15 protein-coding genes are annotated in these 16,158 nt (G+C 72.6%); 10 read left to right on the top strand and 5 right to left on the bottom strand.

The annotated features are described in order from the left end of the window. Positions 1-55 precede the first annotated feature (55 nt). Positions 56-1,300 carry an MDR family MFS transporter gene (locus ACWDR0_RS11190; protein ID WP_456351381.1) on the top strand — a complete coding sequence of 415 codons (1,245 nt, stop codon included), beginning with the start codon at positions 56-58 and terminating at the stop codon, positions 1,298-1,300. Positions 1,301-1,494: 194 nt separating this feature from the next. Here ACWDR0_RS11190 and ACWDR0_RS11185 read toward each other — a convergent pair whose 3' ends face one another. Both ACWDR0_RS11185 and phoU read right to left on the bottom strand, forming a co-directional pair. Beyond that, positions 1,495-1,647: a hypothetical protein gene (locus ACWDR0_RS11185; protein ID WP_456351380.1), complete on the bottom strand. Its 153-nt coding sequence runs from the start codon at positions 1,645-1,647 to the stop codon at positions 1,495-1,497. Between the two features lie 195 nt (positions 1,648-1,842). Then, positions 1,843-2,532, bottom strand: coding sequence for a phosphate signaling complex protein PhoU (gene phoU / locus ACWDR0_RS11180; protein ID WP_456351379.1), 690 nt, complete (start codon positions 2,530-2,532; stop codon positions 1,843-1,845). 215 nt (positions 2,533-2,747) lie between these two features. On the opposite strand from phoU, the gene ACWDR0_RS11175 reads away from it, so the two are divergent. Continuing rightward, a complete protein-coding gene (locus ACWDR0_RS11175) occupies positions 2,748-4,004 on the top strand; it encodes a sensor histidine kinase (protein WP_456351378.1) in 1,257 nt (418 codons plus the stop codon). Continuing rightward, positions 4,001-4,681, top strand: coding sequence for a response regulator (locus tag ACWDR0_RS11170; RefSeq protein WP_456351377.1), 681 nt, complete (start codon positions 4,001-4,003; stop codon positions 4,679-4,681). The genes ACWDR0_RS11175 and ACWDR0_RS11170 overlap by 4 nt, the downstream gene beginning before the upstream one ends. Positions 4,682-4,954: 273 nt before the next feature. Here the strand turns inward: ACWDR0_RS11170 and ACWDR0_RS11165 are convergent, their stop codons facing one another. Then, positions 4,955-5,599 (bottom strand): hypothetical protein, encoded by a 645-nt coding sequence (locus ACWDR0_RS11165; protein WP_456351376.1) that lies wholly within the window; start codon positions 5,597-5,599, stop codon positions 4,955-4,957. A gap of 939 nt (positions 5,600-6,538) precedes the next feature. Between ACWDR0_RS11165 and ACWDR0_RS11160 the strand changes: the two genes are divergently transcribed. From ACWDR0_RS11160 to ACWDR0_RS11130, 7 genes are all read left to right on the top strand, one after another. Next, a complete protein-coding gene (locus ACWDR0_RS11160) occupies positions 6,539-7,021 on the top strand; it encodes a CarD family transcriptional regulator (RefSeq protein WP_003953493.1) in 483 nt (160 codons plus the stop codon). Positions 7,022-7,441: 420 nt separating this feature from the next. Further along, positions 7,442-8,188 (top strand): 2-C-methyl-D-erythritol 4-phosphate cytidylyltransferase, encoded by a 747-nt coding sequence (gene ispD / locus ACWDR0_RS11155; RefSeq protein WP_456351375.1) that lies wholly within the window; start codon positions 7,442-7,444, stop codon positions 8,186-8,188. Then, the gene (ispF, locus tag ACWDR0_RS11150; protein ID WP_456351374.1) at positions 8,178-8,780 is read left to right on the top strand and encodes a 2-C-methyl-D-erythritol 2,4-cyclodiphosphate synthase; all 603 of its coding nucleotides are present in this window, start codon (positions 8,178-8,180) and stop codon (positions 8,778-8,780) included. Before ispD ends, ispF begins: the two co-directional genes overlap by 11 nt. A gap of 229 nt (positions 8,781-9,009) precedes the next feature. Then, entirely contained in the window at positions 9,010-9,414 is a 405-nt protein-coding gene (locus tag ACWDR0_RS11145) for a PPOX class F420-dependent oxidoreductase (protein ID WP_456351373.1), read from the top strand. A 152-nt stretch (positions 9,415-9,566) separates the two neighbouring features. Beyond that, positions 9,567-10,967 (top strand): cysteine--tRNA ligase, encoded by a 1,401-nt coding sequence (gene cysS / locus ACWDR0_RS11140; protein WP_456351372.1) that lies wholly within the window; start codon positions 9,567-9,569, stop codon positions 10,965-10,967. A 104-nt stretch (positions 10,968-11,071) separates the two neighbouring features. Beyond that, entirely contained in the window at positions 11,072-12,019 is a 948-nt protein-coding gene (gene rlmB, locus ACWDR0_RS11135) for a 23S rRNA (guanosine(2251)-2'-O)-methyltransferase RlmB (RefSeq protein ID WP_456351371.1), read from the top strand. Between the two features lie 376 nt (positions 12,020-12,395). Next, on the top strand, positions 12,396-14,099 hold the full coding sequence (locus tag ACWDR0_RS11130; protein WP_456351370.1) for a DoxX family membrane protein: 1,704 nt from the start codon (positions 12,396-12,398) through the stop codon (positions 14,097-14,099). A 182-nt stretch (positions 14,100-14,281) separates the two neighbouring features. Here ACWDR0_RS11130 and ACWDR0_RS11125 read toward each other — a convergent pair whose 3' ends face one another. Next, positions 14,282-15,268 carry an NADPH:quinone reductase gene (locus ACWDR0_RS11125; RefSeq protein ID WP_456351369.1) on the bottom strand — a complete coding sequence of 329 codons (987 nt, stop codon included), beginning with the start codon at positions 15,266-15,268 and terminating at the stop codon, positions 14,282-14,284. Positions 15,269-15,345: 77 nt separating this feature from the next. Next, positions 15,346-15,981 carry an NADPH-dependent F420 reductase gene (locus ACWDR0_RS11120; protein ID WP_456351368.1) on the bottom strand — a complete coding sequence of 212 codons (636 nt, stop codon included), beginning with the start codon at positions 15,979-15,981 and terminating at the stop codon, positions 15,346-15,348. Positions 15,982-16,158 lie beyond the last annotated feature (177 nt).

Genomic DNA, 16,158 nt, shown 5'->3' with positions numbered 1-16,158 from the left:
AGTCGGTATGGGCGCGGGGCGGTTGTACGGAGCCGTACGGAGGAGTACGGCGGGGATGCCCCGGCAGTTCTGGTGGCTGTGGACCAGCACCCTGGTCAACCGGCTCGGCGCCTTCGTCTCCACCTTCCTGGTGCTCTATCTGACCGCCGAGCAGGGGCATTCCGCCTCGTACGCGGGCCTGGTCGTCTCCCTCTACGGGCTCGGCGGGGTCGCCGGGTCCATCGGCGGCGGGGTCCTGGCCGACCGGATCGGGCGCCGGCCCACCCTGCTGATCACCCAGGCCCTGTCCGCCGTCTCGGTCGGTGTCCTCGGCTTCGTCCAGCACCCGGCCGCCATCGCCGCCGTCGCCGCGGTCGTCGGCGCCGCTACCACCGGCTCCCGCCCCGCGGTCCAGGCGATGATGGCCGACATCGTGCCCCCCGAGGACCGGGTCCGCGCGTACTCCCTCAACTACTGGGCCATCAACCTCGGCTTCGCGATCTCCGCGACCGTCGCCGGGTTCGTCGCCGAGCACAGCTTCCTCATCGGCTTCCTCGGCGAGGCCGTGATGACCCTGGCCTGCGCGGTCGTCATCTTCGTCAAGCTGCCCGAATCCCGGCCCGAGCGCCCCGCCGACGGCGGGCCGGACGCGGGAGCCGAGCGGCAGATCGGGATGGGGACCGTACTGCGCGACGGCCGCTTCATGAGCCTGGTCGTGCTCTCCTTCGTCCTCGCGCTGATCTTCACCCAGGGCTATATCGGACTGCCGCTCGCCATGGGCGACTCCGGGCTCTCGCCGTCCAGCTTCGGCATGGTCATGGCGCTCAACGGGCTGCTGATCGTGATCCTCCAGATCCCCCTCACCCATGTCATGACCCACCGCGACCCCCGGATGCTGCTGGTCCTCGCCTCCCTGCTCGCGGGGTACGGATACGGGCTCACCGCCTTCGCCGACTCCATCGCCTTCTACGCCCTCACGGTCGCCGTCTGGACCCTGGGCGAGATCCTCGCCGCACCCACCCAGGCCGGTCTGGTCGTCCGCTTCGCCCCGCTCCACGGGCGCGGCCGCTACCAGGGCGTGTACTCGCTGACCTGGTCCGTCGCCACGCTCGCCGCACCGCTGATGGCCGGGCAGATGATCGACCGCTTCGGCGCCGACTGGCTCTGGGCCCTGTGCGCCGTCCTCGGCACGGGCGCCGCCGCCGGCTTCTGGCTGCTGCTCCGCAGCCTGGGGGAGGACGAGCCGATGGGGGACCGGCAGCAGGCGGCAGGGCAGGAAGGGCGGGGCGTCATCGCCGACGGGGCGAAGGCTTCCGCCTGACCCGGCCGGTCACCTGCCCAAGAGCGTGAACCCCAGGCGTGAACTCAGGGGCCCGTGACCCGGGCCCGCGGGACCCGAGCGCCCCGGCCCCCGGGACCCGGGACCCGACAAGCGCCTGCGGCACCCGAAAAGCGTAAGGGCGGGCCCCCGCCGGTCGGCCTGACCGGCGGGGGCCCGCCCTTACGGCGTCCTCGTCAGCCGCCGCACTGGCACGGCGACCCCGACTGGCAGCCGCAGCCGCAGCCCGAGCCGCAGCCGCAGGCGCCCAGCAGCGGGAGGCGGATCGCGTCGCGCTGCGCGTCGGGTGCGGGGTCCTGCTGGGGGTCCGGGGTCGGGGAATCGGCCATGGTTCCTCCTCATCGGATACGGAGGCATGCTCGCGCACGGCGTGCACCACATGCCGCCTCTCGCCATTTCATGCCCACTCCGGCGGGCGCATCAACAGCGCGTGGAGGCACGGGTACGGAGCGTATGCACGGCCCGCCCGGCCCTTGCGTCACAAGGGCATCCGGCGCCCCGCGGGACCGGGATTCCCGCGGGGATCAGGCCTGTACCGCGTCCGCCTGGTCCACCGTGTCCGGCTGGATCTCGTCCGCGTGCTCGCCCGTGACGAGGTACACCACCCGCTTCGCCACCGACACCGCGTGGTCCGCGAACCGCTCGTAGTAGCGACCCAGCAGCGTGACGTCCACCGCCGTCTCGATGCCGTGCTTCCAGCGGTCGTCCATCAGATGCTGGAACAGCGTCCGGTGCAGCAGGTCCATCTCGTCGTCGTCCGTTTCGAGCTGGAGCGCCAGGTCGACGTCCTTGGTGATGATCACCTCGCCCGCCTTCGCCATCAGCCGCTGCGCCAGCTGGCCCATCTCCAGAATGGTGGCCTGGAGATCCCGCGGCACCGGCGACTCCGGGAAGCGCAGCCGGGCCAGCTTCGCCACATGCTGCGCGAGGTCACCCGAACGCTCCAGGTCCGCGCTCATCCGCAGCGACGTCACCACTATCCGCAGATCCGTCGCCACCGGCTGCTGGCGCGCCAGCAGGGCAATGGCCCGCCCCTCCAGATCGTGCTGGAGATCGTCGACCTTCTGATCGGCCGCGATCACACTTTCGGCCAGTTTCAGATCCGCGTCGAGCATCGCCGTCGTGGCGCGCCCTATGGCCGACCCGACCAGCCGGGCCATTTCGACCAGACTCTCGCTGATCGAGTCCAGTTCCTCGTGGTACGCGTCCCGCATGGAGTTCCCTCTCTCGGTGACCGTGGTCCGGTCGCGGCGACCGGGGCCCGGATGGGGTCCGTGAACCCCCACGCTCCCACGTTCCGCGGCCAAGGAGTCGCCCCCCACTTTCCCAAATGAACCGGCCCCGTCCCCGCGGTGAACTCTGGGCGACGAGTCCCCCGGCTCACCCCTTCGGCCGAGACCAATGCGATGACCATGCCTAACCTTGAGGCATGGACGTGAACGCGGCGGTCGCCGCAGTGGCGGCGATCGGCGGTCTGCTGACCGGCGTCTTCGCCGTGCTGGCGTTCCGCTGGAGCGAACGGGAGCAGCGCCGGCCCACCCGGTCGTCGCTGCACACGGACGCGGTGCTGCCGCCCGGCGTCGACACCGTGCTCTCCGTGCTGCGCTCCTCCGCGGTCGTCCTCGACGAGAGCGACTCGGTGGTGAAGGCCAGCTCCGCGGCGTACGCCCTCGGGCTGGTCCGTGGCGGAAAACTGACCGTCGAGGCAATGCTGAAGATGGCCAGGGACACCCGCCGCGACGGCGAGATCCGCCAGGTCGAGCTGGACCTGCCGCGCCGGGGCACCGGCCGGGGCGAGGCGCTCGCCGTCTCCGCCCGGGTCGCGCCCCTCGGCTCCCGGCTGGTCCTGCTGCTCGTGGAGGACCTCACCGAGGCCCGCCGCATCGAAGCCGTACGCCGGGATTTCGTCGCCAACGTCAGCCATGAGCTGAAAACACCCGTCGGCGCTCTCTCCCTGCTCGCCGAGGCCGTGATGGACGCCTCGGACGACCCCGAGGCGGTCTCCCGCTTCGCCGGCCGGATGCAGATCGAAGCCGCCCGGCTGACCAGCCTGGTCCAGGAGCTGATCGACCTCTCCCGGGTCCAGAACGACGATCCGCTGGACGGCTCCGAGCCGGTGCGCGTCGACGAACTGGTCGCCGAGGCGATCGACCGCTCCCGCCACCCGGCGTCCACCAAGAACATCACCATGGTCTCCGGCGGCACCGACGGCCTGCATATCTGGGGGCACCGCGGCCAGCTCGCCGCCGCCCTCGGAAATCTGGTCGAGAACGCCGTCAACTACTCCCCGGCCCGGACCCGCGTCGGCATCTCCGCCCGCCGTGTCCCCGCCCCGGGCGGGAATCTGATCGAGATCGCCGTCACCGACCAGGGCATCGGCATCTCCGAAAAGGACCGCGAACGGGTCTTCGAACGCTTCTACCGCGTCGACCCCGCCCGCTCGCGCGCCACCGGAGGCACCGGCCTCGGGCTGGCGATCGTCAAACACGTGGCCGCCTCGCACGGCGGGGAGGTCACGGTCTGGAGCTCCGAGGGCCAGGGTTCCACCTTCACCCTGCGACTCCCGGAAGCGGGATCCGTACGCCACCGCTCCCGCACGGAACCGGATCGCGCCGACAACGCCGACCCGCCCATTCCCCCCACCGATCCGAACATCGAGATCCCTGCCCCGGAGGTCCTTCCGTGACCCGAGTGCTCGTCGTCGAGGACGAGGAATCGTTCAGCGACGCTCTCTCCTACATGCTCCGCAAAGAGGGTTTCGAGGTCGCCGTGGCGACCACCGGACCCGAGGGCCTCGACGAGTTCGAGCGCAACGGCGCCGACCTCGTCCTCCTCGACCTCATGCTGCCCGGGCTCCCCGGGACCGAGGTCTGCCGCCAGCTGCGCGGCCGCTCGAACGTGCCGGTCATCATGGTGACCGCCAAGGACAGCGAGATCGACAAGGTCGTCGGCCTGGAGATAGGCGCGGACGACTACGTCACCAAGCCCTTCTCCTCGCGCGAACTGGTCGCCCGGATCCGCGCGGTGCTGCGCCGCCGCGGCGAGCCGGAGGAGGCCGCTCCGGCCGCCCTGGAGGCCGGTCCGGTGCGGATGGACGTCGACCGCCATGTCGTCACCGTCTCCGGCGGCAAGATCGACCTCCCGCTGAAGGAGTTCGACCTGCTGGAGATGCTGCTGCGGAACGCGGGCCGGGTGCTCACCCGGATGCAGCTCATCGACCGGGTCTGGGGCGCCGACTACGTCGGGGACACCAAGACCCTCGACGTCCACGTCAAGCGGCTGCGCGCCAAGATCGAACCGGACCCGGGCGCCCCGCGCTATCTGGTCACGGTCCGCGGCCTCGGCTACAAGTTCGAGCCGTAGGCCGTGCCCGGACAGCGGTAGCACCGTCCGTAGCGCCGTCCGCCGCCCGTGCCGTGTGAGCCGTACGGCACGGGCGGACGGACGGGCTTACGGGACCGGTGTACGGGACCGGCGGACGGGCCGCGTACGGGACCGGAACGGCATGCGGACGAGGCGGCCGGACCGGCGGCCATACGCACGGTCCGGGCGGCCGGACCGGACGGCCTACGGACGAGGGCGCCCCACCGGAAAGGTGGGGCGCCCTCGTCTCTGCTGCTGTACGCGGTCGCGGGATCAGCCCGCGGGCGTCTCCGGGGTCTCGGGCGCGTCGGCGCCCTCCGTGCCCTCGGCACCCTCGGCCGGCTTGTCCGCGGCGCCCTCGGTCTTCTTCTCGCCCTCGGCGCCCGGCGCACCGGACGGGGAGGCGGAGGCCTCGGGGGCGGGCGCGGGGGCGCTGCTCGGGCCGAAGCCCTGGTAGCCGTCGGCCGAGGCCGGGACGACGAACGCCTCCAGCCGGACATCGCCGGTCTTGCTGAGCTTGAAGACGACTTCCTGGACGCCGCCGATCTTCTTCTCCAGCGCGGCGCCGTCCTCGATCACGGCCGAGGCGTTGCCCTTGCCGCCGATGACGATCGTGCCCTGGGCGGGCACGGTGACCGCACCGGAACCGGACGCGGCCGTGAGCTTCACGGTGCCCGCGCCGCCGCCCAGGGTGATGGAGTCCAGGGTCTGGTCGGTCTCGCCCTTGTTGAAGAGGGTCGCCGAGACGACCGCGGGGCCGCCCTGGCCCGCCTTCTCCTGGGTGATGACGTTCGCGTTCTGGATGGCGATGTTGTCCACCGAGGCCGTCGCGGTGTCCGGCTTGATGCCGAGCGTCTGCGCGTTGTTGCCCGCGCCGCACGCGGTGAGCGCGGCGAACGACAGCGCGACCGCGGTCACGGCGACAGCGCCGCGGCGAAGGCGGGTAGCGCCCCCGGACGGAGTAAGGGGGAGGCTCACGACGGCGGCATCTCCTTGCACGTACGGATCTGGCTCGGGACTGTTCTGGTGGTGCTCTGGTACTGCCCCGTTCCGGCGTGAACCGGAGCGGGTTCTGCGTGAACCGGCGCAATGGCGGCTGGGCCCGCGTCAGTTCGTCCACAGATTACAGAGCCCTTCCGCCGTGCCCGCACCCGACCCGCCCCTTACGGGCCCTTCGCTCCCCGCCGCCGCACCCGTCCCGGCCTGCCCGGACATGCCGGAGCCGGGGTCGGTGGCCGGACCGGTGGCCGGGGGAGCGGGCCCGGCGCCGGGGTCCGGGAGGGGCGGGCCGGGATTCGGGCCGCGATTCCCGGGATTCACCCGCCGTTCGCAAATCGGCTAACCGCTAACGGCTAACGCCACAGGTGATCAATTCCGGGCGGCCGCCGCCACGGGATCGAGCGGCCGAGGGAAGTGCCGAGGGAAGTGCGGCGGGAAGTGCCGCCGGAAGGGGCGGCGGAAGAGGCGGCCGGGGAAGTGGTGGGAAGTCGTGGACGTGTGGTGCGGGTGTGGCGGTAATGAATACCGATGGACATTCGAAGATCAATTCATGATTGTTCCCGGCGTCCGTCCGTACGGGTGGCCGAGGTCCGAACGGAGTACGGGAAGTTCACCATGAGAACCCGGCAAATCGGGACGTTCGGCTGCTTCGGCGGGCCCCCGGCCAGGTGTGTCGCCCGTGTTTCCGCCTGTCCGCAGAGCCGCTCCGACCTGCGAATACCGTGTTCCGGAACCCGCCCGCAGCACGTTGCCATCGCTGTTGTCAAGCCCCGAGATATGCCCTGACCTGCGAAAACGCCATTCAGAAGAAGCTGTATCCGTGTTACCCTGGATAGCCACGGAAGGGGTACCTGTCACATGACGTTCAAGGTTGGCGACACCGTGGTCTATCCCCATCACGGGGCCGCGCTGATCGAGGCCATCGAAACTCGCCAGATCAAAGGCGTGGACAAGACCTACTTGGTGCTCAAGGTCGCCCAGGGCGACCTGACGGTGCGCGTGCCGGCGGACAATGCGGAGTTCGTGGGCGTACGCGATGTGGTCGGTCAGGACGGGCTCGACCGGGTCTTCGAGGTGCTGCGCGCGCCGTACGCCGAGGAGCCGACGAACTGGTCCCGCCGCTACAAGGCAAATCTGGAGAAGCTCGCTTCCGGTGATGTCATCAAGGTCGCCGAAGTCGTGCGCGACCTGTGGCGCCGTGAGCGGGAGCGCGGACTCTCCGCCGGTGAGAAGCGGATGCTCGCCAAGGCCCGCCAGATCCTGGTGAGCGAACTCGCCCTCGCGGAGAACACCAACGAGGACAAGGCCGAGGCCCTGCTCGACGAGGTCCTCGCGTCCTGAGGCGCACGGCCGCTGACCGGCCCGCCCGAGCGGAACCGGTAAGGCCGGACGTACACACAACTGCCGCGGTGCCCGCCGACATGATGTGATCGCCATTGATCACTGAACTGTTGCCGGGCACTGCGGCATGTTCGTCTACTGTCACCTGACACCGCAGTGCTGACACCGCAGTGCCGGAGCAGCGGCCACAGCTACGCAGCCGTACCTAGCAGTCACGCAGTCACACGTACACAACTAGCAGTCACACGCACGGCCCTTTCCCAGGAGACCCGGCCCCCGAAGGGAGCCCGGCCCTGGTGTGCCGGGCCCGGGCGGCTGGCGCAGACCGTCGTCACGGAAGGGTCCGTCAAGGCGTCGCGCCCGGCACGCTGAGGCCATACCCAAAAGGGCCGAGGAAACAAACCTGCCGGAGTGCAACCGATGTCAGACCGATCGCTCACACCCCGCGCCGCAGCGGTGATCCCGGCCGCCGGACGGGGGGTACGGCTCGGCCCCGGAGCCCCCAAGGCGCTCCGGGCGCTCAACGGCACACCCATGCTGGTGCACGCCGTACGCGCCATGGCCGCGTCCAACGCCGTCGCCCTCGTCGTGGTCGTCGCGCCGCCCGAGGAAGCCCAGGGCGTACGCAACCTCCTCGCCGATGTGGCCCTGCCGGACCGTACGGAGGTCGTCGTCGTCCCCGGCGGCGAGACCCGCCAGGAGTCCGTACGGCTCGGTCTCGCCGCCGTCCCCGATTCCGTCCCGGTCGTCCTCGTCCATGACGCGGCCCGCCCGCTGGTGCCCGTCGACACCGTCGACGCCGTCATCGAGGCGGTACGTGACGGAGCGCCCGCGGTCGTCCCGGCGCTGCCGCTCGCGGACACCGTCAAGGAGGTGACCCCGGGCGCGAAGGGCGAGCCGGAGCCCGTGGTCGCCACGCCCGAGCGGTCCCGGCTGCGGGCCGTCCAGACACCGCAGGGCTTCGACCGGGCCACCCTGGTCCGCGCCCATGACACCGTCCCGGCGGACGGCGAGGGCGCCACCGACTGCGCGGGCATGGTGGAGCGGCTCGGCGAGCCGGTCGTCGTGGTGCCCGGTCACGAAGAGGCGTTCAAGGTGACCCGTCCGCTCGACCTGGTCCTCGCCGAGGCCGTACTCGCCCGCAGGAGGGCCAACGATGGTTTCTGATCCCGCAACCGCCGCCGGGGACACCGGGGCCGCCGCGGCCGCCGTCCCGTCCGCGCCGGTGCCCGTGGTCCCGTTCCCGCTGCCGCAGGTCGGCATCGGGACCGATGTGCACGCCTTCGAGCCCGGCCGCGAGCTGTGGTGCGCCGGGCTGCTCTGGGAGGGCGAGAGCGCCGGGCTGGCCGGCCACTCGGACGGGGACGTCGCCGCGCACGCCGCCTGCGACGCCCTGTTCTCCGCCGCGGGCGTCGGCGACCTCGGCGCGCACTTCGGCACCGGCCGCCCCGAGTGGTCCGGCGCCTCCGGTGTCACGCTCCTGGCCGAGGCGGCCCGTATCGTCCGCGCCGAGGGCTTCGAGATCGGCAATGTCGCCGTCCAGGTCATCGGCGTACGGCCGAAGGTCGGCAAGCGGCGCGACGAGGCGCAGAAGGCACTCGGCGCGGCGGTCGGCGCACCCGTCTCGGTCTCGGGTACGACGACGGACGGGCTGGGCCTGACCGGCCGGGCGGAGGGGCTGGCCGCCATCGCGACGGCGCTCGTCTTCCGTACGAGTACGAGCACTGGTACGGGCACGGAGACGCCCGCAGGCTCCTAGCCGGAGCCGGACACGTACAAGGGAGCCGGACACGGGCGGGGCGGGGCGCGGAGACGCGCGAGGCACCCGCCCCTGCCCCGGCCCCCGGAAGGCCCCGGCATTGTTCATACGGCGGCAACACACGGACGGGAACAACCGTCCGTGTGGCATGGTTCACCCGGCGGGCATCCGTGACGCGCGGAGGTCCGACCCTCACCCATCGTGGCCCCCGGACCAGGAAGGCAACACCATGTCTGCCCAGTTGTCGGATGCACTGAAGGCCCTGCTCGACTCCCCCGTCTTCGTCAACATCGCCACCATCCAGCCCGACGGCAGCCCTCAGGTGTCCCCGGTCTGGGTGAAGCGCGACGGTGACGATCTGCTGATCTCGACCACGATCGGGCGGCAGAAGGAGAAGAACCTCCGCCGCGATCCCCGCGTCACCGTCGTCGTCCAGCCCTTCGACGCGCCCTACACCTATGCCGAGATCCGCGGCACCGTCGAGATCACCACCGAGGGCGGCCCGGAGCTGATCGACGAGCTGGCCGTCAAGTACGTCGGCAAGAAGTACGCCGAGTTCAACCCGGCCGCGGCGGACGACGCCCAGCGCGTCGTCGTCCGGATCACCCCGCGCAAGGTCGTCGGCCGGATCTGACCCCCCGCCGCTCACCGGCGGCTCCCGGCTGCCCGCGTTCCGGGTGGCCGGGCGCCGGCTGCGGCCCGTGCGCCAGCTCAGAAGGATCCCCGCGGCCGGGCGAATGGCCGGGAAGGAGCGGGGCACTGTCGCGCGCCCACTACCCTGGGGGGGTGACTATTCGCCTGTACGACACCAGCGCCCGGCAGATCCGTGACTTCACCCCGCTTATGCCGGGCTGTGTCTCGATCTACCTGTGTGGCGCTACCGTGCAGGCCGCCCCGCACATCGGGCACATCAGGTCGGGGCTGAACTTCGACATCATGCGCCGCTGGTTCGCCTACCGCGGCTACGAGGTCACGTTCATCCGCAATGTCACCGACATCGACGACAAGATCATCAAGAAGTCGGCGGAGCAGAACCGCCCCTGGTGGTCGATCGGCTACGAGAACGAGCGCGCCTTCAACGCGGGCTACGACGCCCTGGGCTGCCTCCCGCCGACCTACGAGCCCCGGGCCACCGGCCATGTGCCCGAGATGATCGAGATGATGCGCGGGCTGATCGAACGCGGTCACGCCTACGCCGCCGAGGGCAACGTCTACTTCGACGTGCGCTCCTTCCCCGGCTATCTGGAGCTCTCCAACCAGGACATCGACGATCTGCGCCAGCCCTCCGCCGACAACGAGACCGGCAAGCGCGACCACCGGGACTTCGCCCTGTGGAAGGCGAGCAAGCCCGGCGAGCCCGACTGGGAGACCCCCTGGGGCCGCGGCCGCCCCGGCTGGCACCTGGAGTGCTCGGCCATGGCGCACAAGTACCTGGGCCCGGCCTTCGACATCCACGGCGGCGGGATCGACCTGATCTTCCCGCACCACGAGAACGAGATCGCCCAGGCCAAGGCGTACGGCGACGACTTCGCGAAGTACTGGGTGCACAACGCCTGGGTGACCATGTCCGGCGAGAAGATGTCGAAGTCCCTCGGGAACTCGGTCCTCGTCTCGGAGATGGTGCAGCGCTGGAAGCCGATCGTCCTCCGCTACTACCTGGGCACCCCGCACTACCGCTCCATGATCGAGTACAGCCCGGAGGCGCTGGACGACGCGGCTTCCGCGTTCGCCCGGATCACCGGCTTCCTGACCCGGGTCTGCGAGAAGGCCGGTTCGGTGGTCGAGCCCGCCCCCGAGGTGCCGCTCGCCTTCGCCGAGGCCATGGACGACGATCTGGGCGTCCCGCAGGCCCTCGGGGTCGTCCACACCACGGTCCGCCAGGGGAACTCGGCGCTCGCCGCCGACGACAAGGAGACCGCGATCGCCCGGGCCGCCGAGGTGCGGGTCATGCTGGGCGTCCTCGGCCTCGACCCCTTCGACCCGCACTGGGCGGGCGAGGCCGACGACAGCGACGACCTCCACGGCGCCGTCGACAGCCTGGTACGGCTCGTGCTCCAGCAGCGCGAGGCGGCCCGCGCCCGCAAGGACTGGGCCACCGCGGACGCGATCCGCGACCAGCTCCAGCAGTCCGGGCTGGTCATCGAGGACAGCCCCGACGGCCCCCGGTGGACGCTCGGCAGCCGCTGAGCCCCTCGCACCGGTAGCGCCGGTGATGTGCCGCCCGCTCCGGCGGGCGGCACACTGACATACAGAGACGTAGACGCAGCAGTAACAGCAGGAAGCAGAGAGCCATGGCCGGGAACAGCCAGCGCAGGAACCGCCGCACATCCAACAAGAAGGGTGCGCAGGTCGGCAGCGGTGGCAAGCGACGCCGCGGCTTGGAGGGCAAGGGCCCGACGCCGCCCGCGTCCGCCCGCAAGGGGCACGTGAAGAACCGTGTCGCCAACGCCAAGGCCAAGCAGGCCCAGCGGCGGCCGGTGGCCCGCCGCGGCGGCAAGGGCACCTCCGAGATGGTCGTCGGCCGCAACCCGGTCTTCGAGGCGCTGCGCGACGGTGTGCCCGCGACGACGCTCTACGTCCAGCAGTTCATCGACAACGACGAGCGGGTCCGCGAGGCCCTCCAGCTCGCCACCGGCCGCGGCAACATCAACATCATGGAAGCCCCCCGGCCCGAGCTGGACCGGATGACCAACGGGCTCAACCACCAGGGCCTGGTCCTCCAGGTGCCGCCGTACGAGTACGCGCACCCCGAGGACCTCGCGGCCGCCGCCTTCGACGACGGCGAGGACCCGCTGATCGTCGCCCTCGACGGCGTCACCGACCCGCGCAACCTCGGCGCCGTCGTCCGCTCCGTATCGGCCTTCGGCGGCCACGGCGTGGTCGTGCCGGAGCGCCGGGCCGCCGGTATGACGGCCGGCGCCTGGAAGACTTCGGCCGGTACCGCCGCCCGGACCCCCGTCGCCCGCGCCACCAACCTGACCCGCGCCCTGGAGTCTTACCAGAAGGCGGGCCTGACGGTCGTCGGCCTGTCGGCGGACGGCGACCACGAGGTCGGCGACCTGGAGGCGCTCGGCGGCCCGGTCGTCATCGTCGTCGGCAGCGAGGGCAAGGGCCTGTCCCGGCTGGTCGGCGAGACCTGCGACTTCCTGGTCCGGATCCCGATGCCGGGCGGCGCCGAATCGCTGAACGCGGGCGTCGCGGCGGGTGTGGTGCTCTACGAGGCGGCCCGCCGCCGCTGACCCCGGCCTCCGGGGCCGTACGCCCGTCGCCCCGTCCCCGTACGCCGTCCCCGTACGCCGTCTCCGTACGACTGCCCGAACACCGCTCCGGCCCGCGCCGGGGCGGTGTTCCGCTCTCCGGGCGCCGCGGTCCGCGCCGGAGCGTCCCGGCCGGGCACCATGCGCGGCGCCTCCCGCCCCGCGCGTTTGTGCCTCACGCGTCCGGACCGGCGCATGCCGAACGGCGCATCCTGAACGGGTGATGCTGCGACACGCCCGGCGCGCCGCGCTTGCCTCCGCCGGTTCGGACCGTTCCGGGCCTCTCACCTGCGCTTGACGGGCCTCGGACAGGAAAGGCGGACAGTGACAGTGTCCTAACGCGATGTCACTCGGTTAGATGAGTGTGGACACCAGAACGCCCCGGTCAGGGTTCGATGATCAGCCTGCGCTGAGCATGGTGAAGGTTCATTCCGACCCCGCGCAGGTCATCGTCAACCACGCCAGCTTCCGGGTGCAGCTCGCCCCGAGCGCGCGGCCGCGCCCCGTACGACCCGGGGCCGGCGCCCGCCCCCCGGCCGCCGCGCGGCGGCGTCCGCCGGTCGTCTGGAGCGGGCGGTCCGCGCCCGGTGACACGGCCGCTTCGGGCCTGCTCCAGGCCGTGCGGAACTCCTCCGCCACGGCCACTGTCGAGCGCGGGGCGTACGCCCCCGGCGGCGACCGTTACGACGGCTACGAGGGTACGGGGGCGACACAGGTCATCCCGCGGGTCGACGTCGACACCGGCGCGACCGACACCGCGCCCGTGCCGGTGGCGCCCCTGCTGCCGCCGATGCGCCAGGCGGTGGGGGCGTACGACGCCGTCCCGTCCCGCCCCGCCTTCGGCGACGACGGCCGGGACGACCACGACGGCCGGGGCACCCGCCGCGGCGGCCGCGCCGCCGACGGCTACGCCGGCTACGACGGGCCCGGCGACGAGGACGAGTTCGACCAGACCGTCACCACCGGCCGCCCGCAGCGCCACGGCAACGACGCGGTCCGGCACGCGTACTACCCGGGCCGCCGGATGAACCTCGGTGTGGTGCTGCTGCCGCTCCGGGTCTTCCTCGGCTTCATCTCCATCTACGCGGGCATGGGCAAGCTCTGCGACCCCGTCTACTTCGACGGCGGCGAGCGCGGCTCCATGGTGAAGTGGCTCAACTCCCTCCACCCGTGGGCGCTCGCCGAGCCGCTGCGGGACTTCGCCCTCTCGCACCCCGTCGGCGCGGGTCTCACCGTCGCCTTCCTCCAGGTCGTCGTGGGTGTCCTGACCGTGCTGGGCCTGTGGCAGCGGGTGGCCGCGGTGGTCGGGGCGCTGCTGTCGGCGGCCCTGATCCTGACCGTGAGCTGGAAGACGGTCCCGGCGTACGACGCGCCCGACATCATCTATCTCGCCGCCTGGTCGCCGCTGATCATCGCGGGTGCCCCGGTCTACTCGGTGGACGGCCATCTCGCGGGCGAGGCCTGGCGGCGGCTCGGCCCCCGCTCGGAGCTGTGGGAGCTGCGCCGCCGGGTGCTGCGGCGCGGTGCGCTGATCACGGCGGTGGTCGTCGGTCTGACGCTGCTGATCGGCTCGGTGCTGGGCGGCGCCGTACGGTCCCAGACCGTGGTGAACGTCCCCCGGCCCGGCCAGGACCCGACCAACTACCTCCCCGGCTCCTCCCTGCCGCAGGACCGCCCCACGGGCGGCCCGGCCTCCGCGGGTACCGGCGGCGGCAAGGACCGCAAGCCGTCGCCCGCCGCGAGCCGCAGCGCGAAGGAGAAGCCGAAGGAGGAGCAGAAGTCGGCGGCCCCGGCCGAGACCGTCCGCGAGACGGGCCGGGTCGGCGACCGGCCGAGCCAGACGCAGGGCACCACCGGCCGCCGTACCTCCCCGGACCGCTCGGGCCCGGCGAAGGCCCCGTCCGGCTCCTCCGGCCCCTCCTCCACGGGCGGCTCCTCCTCCGGCGGCTCCTCCGGCGCCCCGGCGGGCTCGGGCGGCGCCGACTCCCCGGGCGGCTCGGGCTCCGGCGGCGGCAGCGACTCGGGCGGCGGCAGCGGGGTCCTCGGCGGACTGCTGGGCTGACCCGGGGGCGGGCCCGCTCCACCCCGCACACCGCCCGGCCCGCTTCACCCCGCACACTGCCCGGCCCGCTCCACCTCGCACACTGCCCGGCCCGGGCGGCGGCACCGCACCCGCCGCCCGGGCCGGGTTCCGTATGACCGCCCCGTCCCGCAGAGGTACCGCGGGCGGCCGGCCCCGGAGGGTCACCGGGACGGGAGATCCACCAGGACACGTCCGCGGCCGCCCGCGTCCACCGCGTCGTGTGCGCGGGCGATCTCCGCGAGGGGGAAGCGTTCGCGTACGGGGACGGTCAGGGCGCCCGACGCGGCCGCCGACGTCAGATCGCGGGCGGCCGCCGCGCGGGCCTCCGGCGGGAAGTCGTCGCTGCCGAGCAGCCGCAGGGTGACGTTCTTGAACAGCAGCTCCCAGAACGGCAGGGGAGTGGGATCCGCCCGGGTCGCGTATGCCGCGATCACCGTGTCGTTGCCCGCGACCGCCGCGTCCAGCGGCGCGTTGTCGGAGAGTGACACCTCGACGATGCGGTGCACGGCCCCGCCCGGCGCCGCGGCCCGCAGCGCCGCCGCCGGGTCGTCCCCGTCGAGCGCGACGGCGTGGTGCACGGCCGCCGGGTCGACCTCCGCCAGGTCCCCGGTCCGGACGACCGTCCCGAGGACGGTGGCCCCGCCCCAGCGCGCGAGCCGGGCCGCCAGCGAGCCGACCGCCCCGAGGACGCCGTGGACGAGCACGGTCCGGCCGTCCACCGGGCCGTCCGCGAAGACACAGCGGTGGGCGGTGATCCCGGGGATGCCGAGACAGGCGCCGAGGTCGTCGCCGACGTGCGCGGGCAGCGGGACCGCCTGGGCGGCGGGTACGACGGTGTACTCGGCGGCCGTGCCGAAGGGGCGGTACGACTGGGCCCCGTACACCCAGACCCGCTCGCCGGTCCGCCGGGCGTCCACACCGTCCCCGGTGGCGTCCACGACCCCCGCCGCGTCGCTGTGGGGGATCACCCTCGGATACGGCATCCGGGAGCCGAGCCAGCCGCGCCGCTTCTTGGTGTCGCCCGGGTTGACGCCCGAGACGGCGACCCGGACCCGTACCTCGCCGGGGCCGGGCACCGGGCCGGGCAGCTCGCCCACCCGCAGCACATCGGCGGCCGGGCCCTGCTCCTCGTACCAGGCGGCCTGCATTCGGAACCTCCCGCTCCGGGGGTGTCTGCCGTACTTCCGAGCGTACGAGCCCCGCCGCTCACCCGCCCGCGCCCCGCTCAGACCCTGGCGGTCGCCTCCTCGGCGGTCAGGGTGGTGCCCAGGGTGGATTCGTGGAGGTCGCCGAAGACCTCGATCCGGATCGACCGGTCGATTCCGCCGACCGGCACGGGGTCGTAGCCGCTCGCCGTGATCAGCCGGGCGACGGTGGCACCGGCCGCCGGGTCGTCGGTGGCGTAGAACGCGGCCGCCCGGGGCGGCTCGCGGTGTGCGGCGGAGCCGAGGGTGTCCGCGGACAGGGTGCCGAACGCTTTCACCAGCCGGGCGCCGTCCGGCAGCAGCGAGGCGACGACCGCGCCCGACGACTGGTCCTCGGGCAGGGTCTTCCGGAACGCGCCCCGGTCGTCGACGGCGACGGGGTTCGACGGGTCCACGACGATTTTTCCGTCCAGCCGGTCGCCCCAGGCAGCGATCAGCTCCTTGATGGTGTCGAACCAGACCGCGAGTACCAGGACGTCGGCGCGTTCGACCGCCTCGTCGACGGTCACGGCCTCGGTGCCGTTGCCGAGCCGGGCGGCCGCGTCCACCGCGTCCTGCGGTTCCCGGCTTGCGAGCAGCAGCGGTTCGCCGCCCCGGGCCAGGTTCGCGGCGACTCTGCCGCCGATGTTGCCCAGGCCGATGATGGCCGTCGTCATGGCCGGTGCTCCCTGCTGCCGTCCGCCGGGCGGCCGGGGCTCCGGCGCCGTCAGGGCCAGCAGAGCAGCCCCGGGGGCCGGGGGCCACGGGGCCGGTCCGGCCGGGTGACGGCAGCCGCCCGCCGCCCCCCGCCGGGTCGTACGACAGCCCTCCGCCGCGAGGGCGAGAAAGGACGA

This window comes from Streptomyces sp. NPDC003691 (genome assembly GCF_053981115.1).
The sequence above is the reverse complement of the archived record's forward strand: the minus strand, read 5'-3'. Positions and strand labels throughout refer to the sequence as shown.

Bases quoted from the DNA above. Each gene is read 5' to 3' on its own strand.
- ACWDR0_RS11185 (WP_456351380.1), bottom strand. From the start codon at position 1,647: ATGGCCGATTCCCCGACCCCGGACCCCCAGCAGGACCCCGCACCCGAC.
- ACWDR0_RS11160 (WP_003953493.1), top strand. From the start codon at position 6,539: ATGACGTTCAAGGTTGGCGACACCGTGGTCTATCCCCATCACGGGGCC.
- phoU (WP_456351379.1), bottom strand. From the start codon at position 2,532: ATGCGGGACGCGTACCACGAGGAACTGGACTCGATCAGCGAGAGTCTG.
- ACWDR0_RS11125 (WP_456351369.1), bottom strand. From the start codon at position 15,268: ATGCAGGCCGCCTGGTACGAGGAGCAGGGCCCGGCCGCCGATGTGCTG.
- ispD (WP_456351375.1), top strand. From the start codon at position 7,442: ATGTCAGACCGATCGCTCACACCCCGCGCCGCAGCGGTGATCCCGGCC.
- ACWDR0_RS11145 (WP_456351373.1), top strand. From the start codon at position 9,010: ATGTCTGCCCAGTTGTCGGATGCACTGAAGGCCCTGCTCGACTCCCCC.
- ACWDR0_RS11175 (WP_456351378.1), top strand. From the start codon at position 2,748: ATGGACGTGAACGCGGCGGTCGCCGCAGTGGCGGCGATCGGCGGTCTG.
- ACWDR0_RS11190 (WP_456351381.1), top strand. From the start codon at position 56: ATGCCCCGGCAGTTCTGGTGGCTGTGGACCAGCACCCTGGTCAACCGG.
- ACWDR0_RS11120 (WP_456351368.1), bottom strand. From the start codon at position 15,981: ATGACGACGGCCATCATCGGCCTGGGCAACATCGGCGGCAGAGTCGCC.
- rlmB (WP_456351371.1), top strand. From the start codon at position 11,072: ATGGCCGGGAACAGCCAGCGCAGGAACCGCCGCACATCCAACAAGAAG.
- ACWDR0_RS11130 (WP_456351370.1), top strand. From the start codon at position 12,396: ATGAGTGTGGACACCAGAACGCCCCGGTCAGGGTTCGATGATCAGCCT.
- ispF (WP_456351374.1), top strand. From the start codon at position 8,178: ATGGTTTCTGATCCCGCAACCGCCGCCGGGGACACCGGGGCCGCCGCG.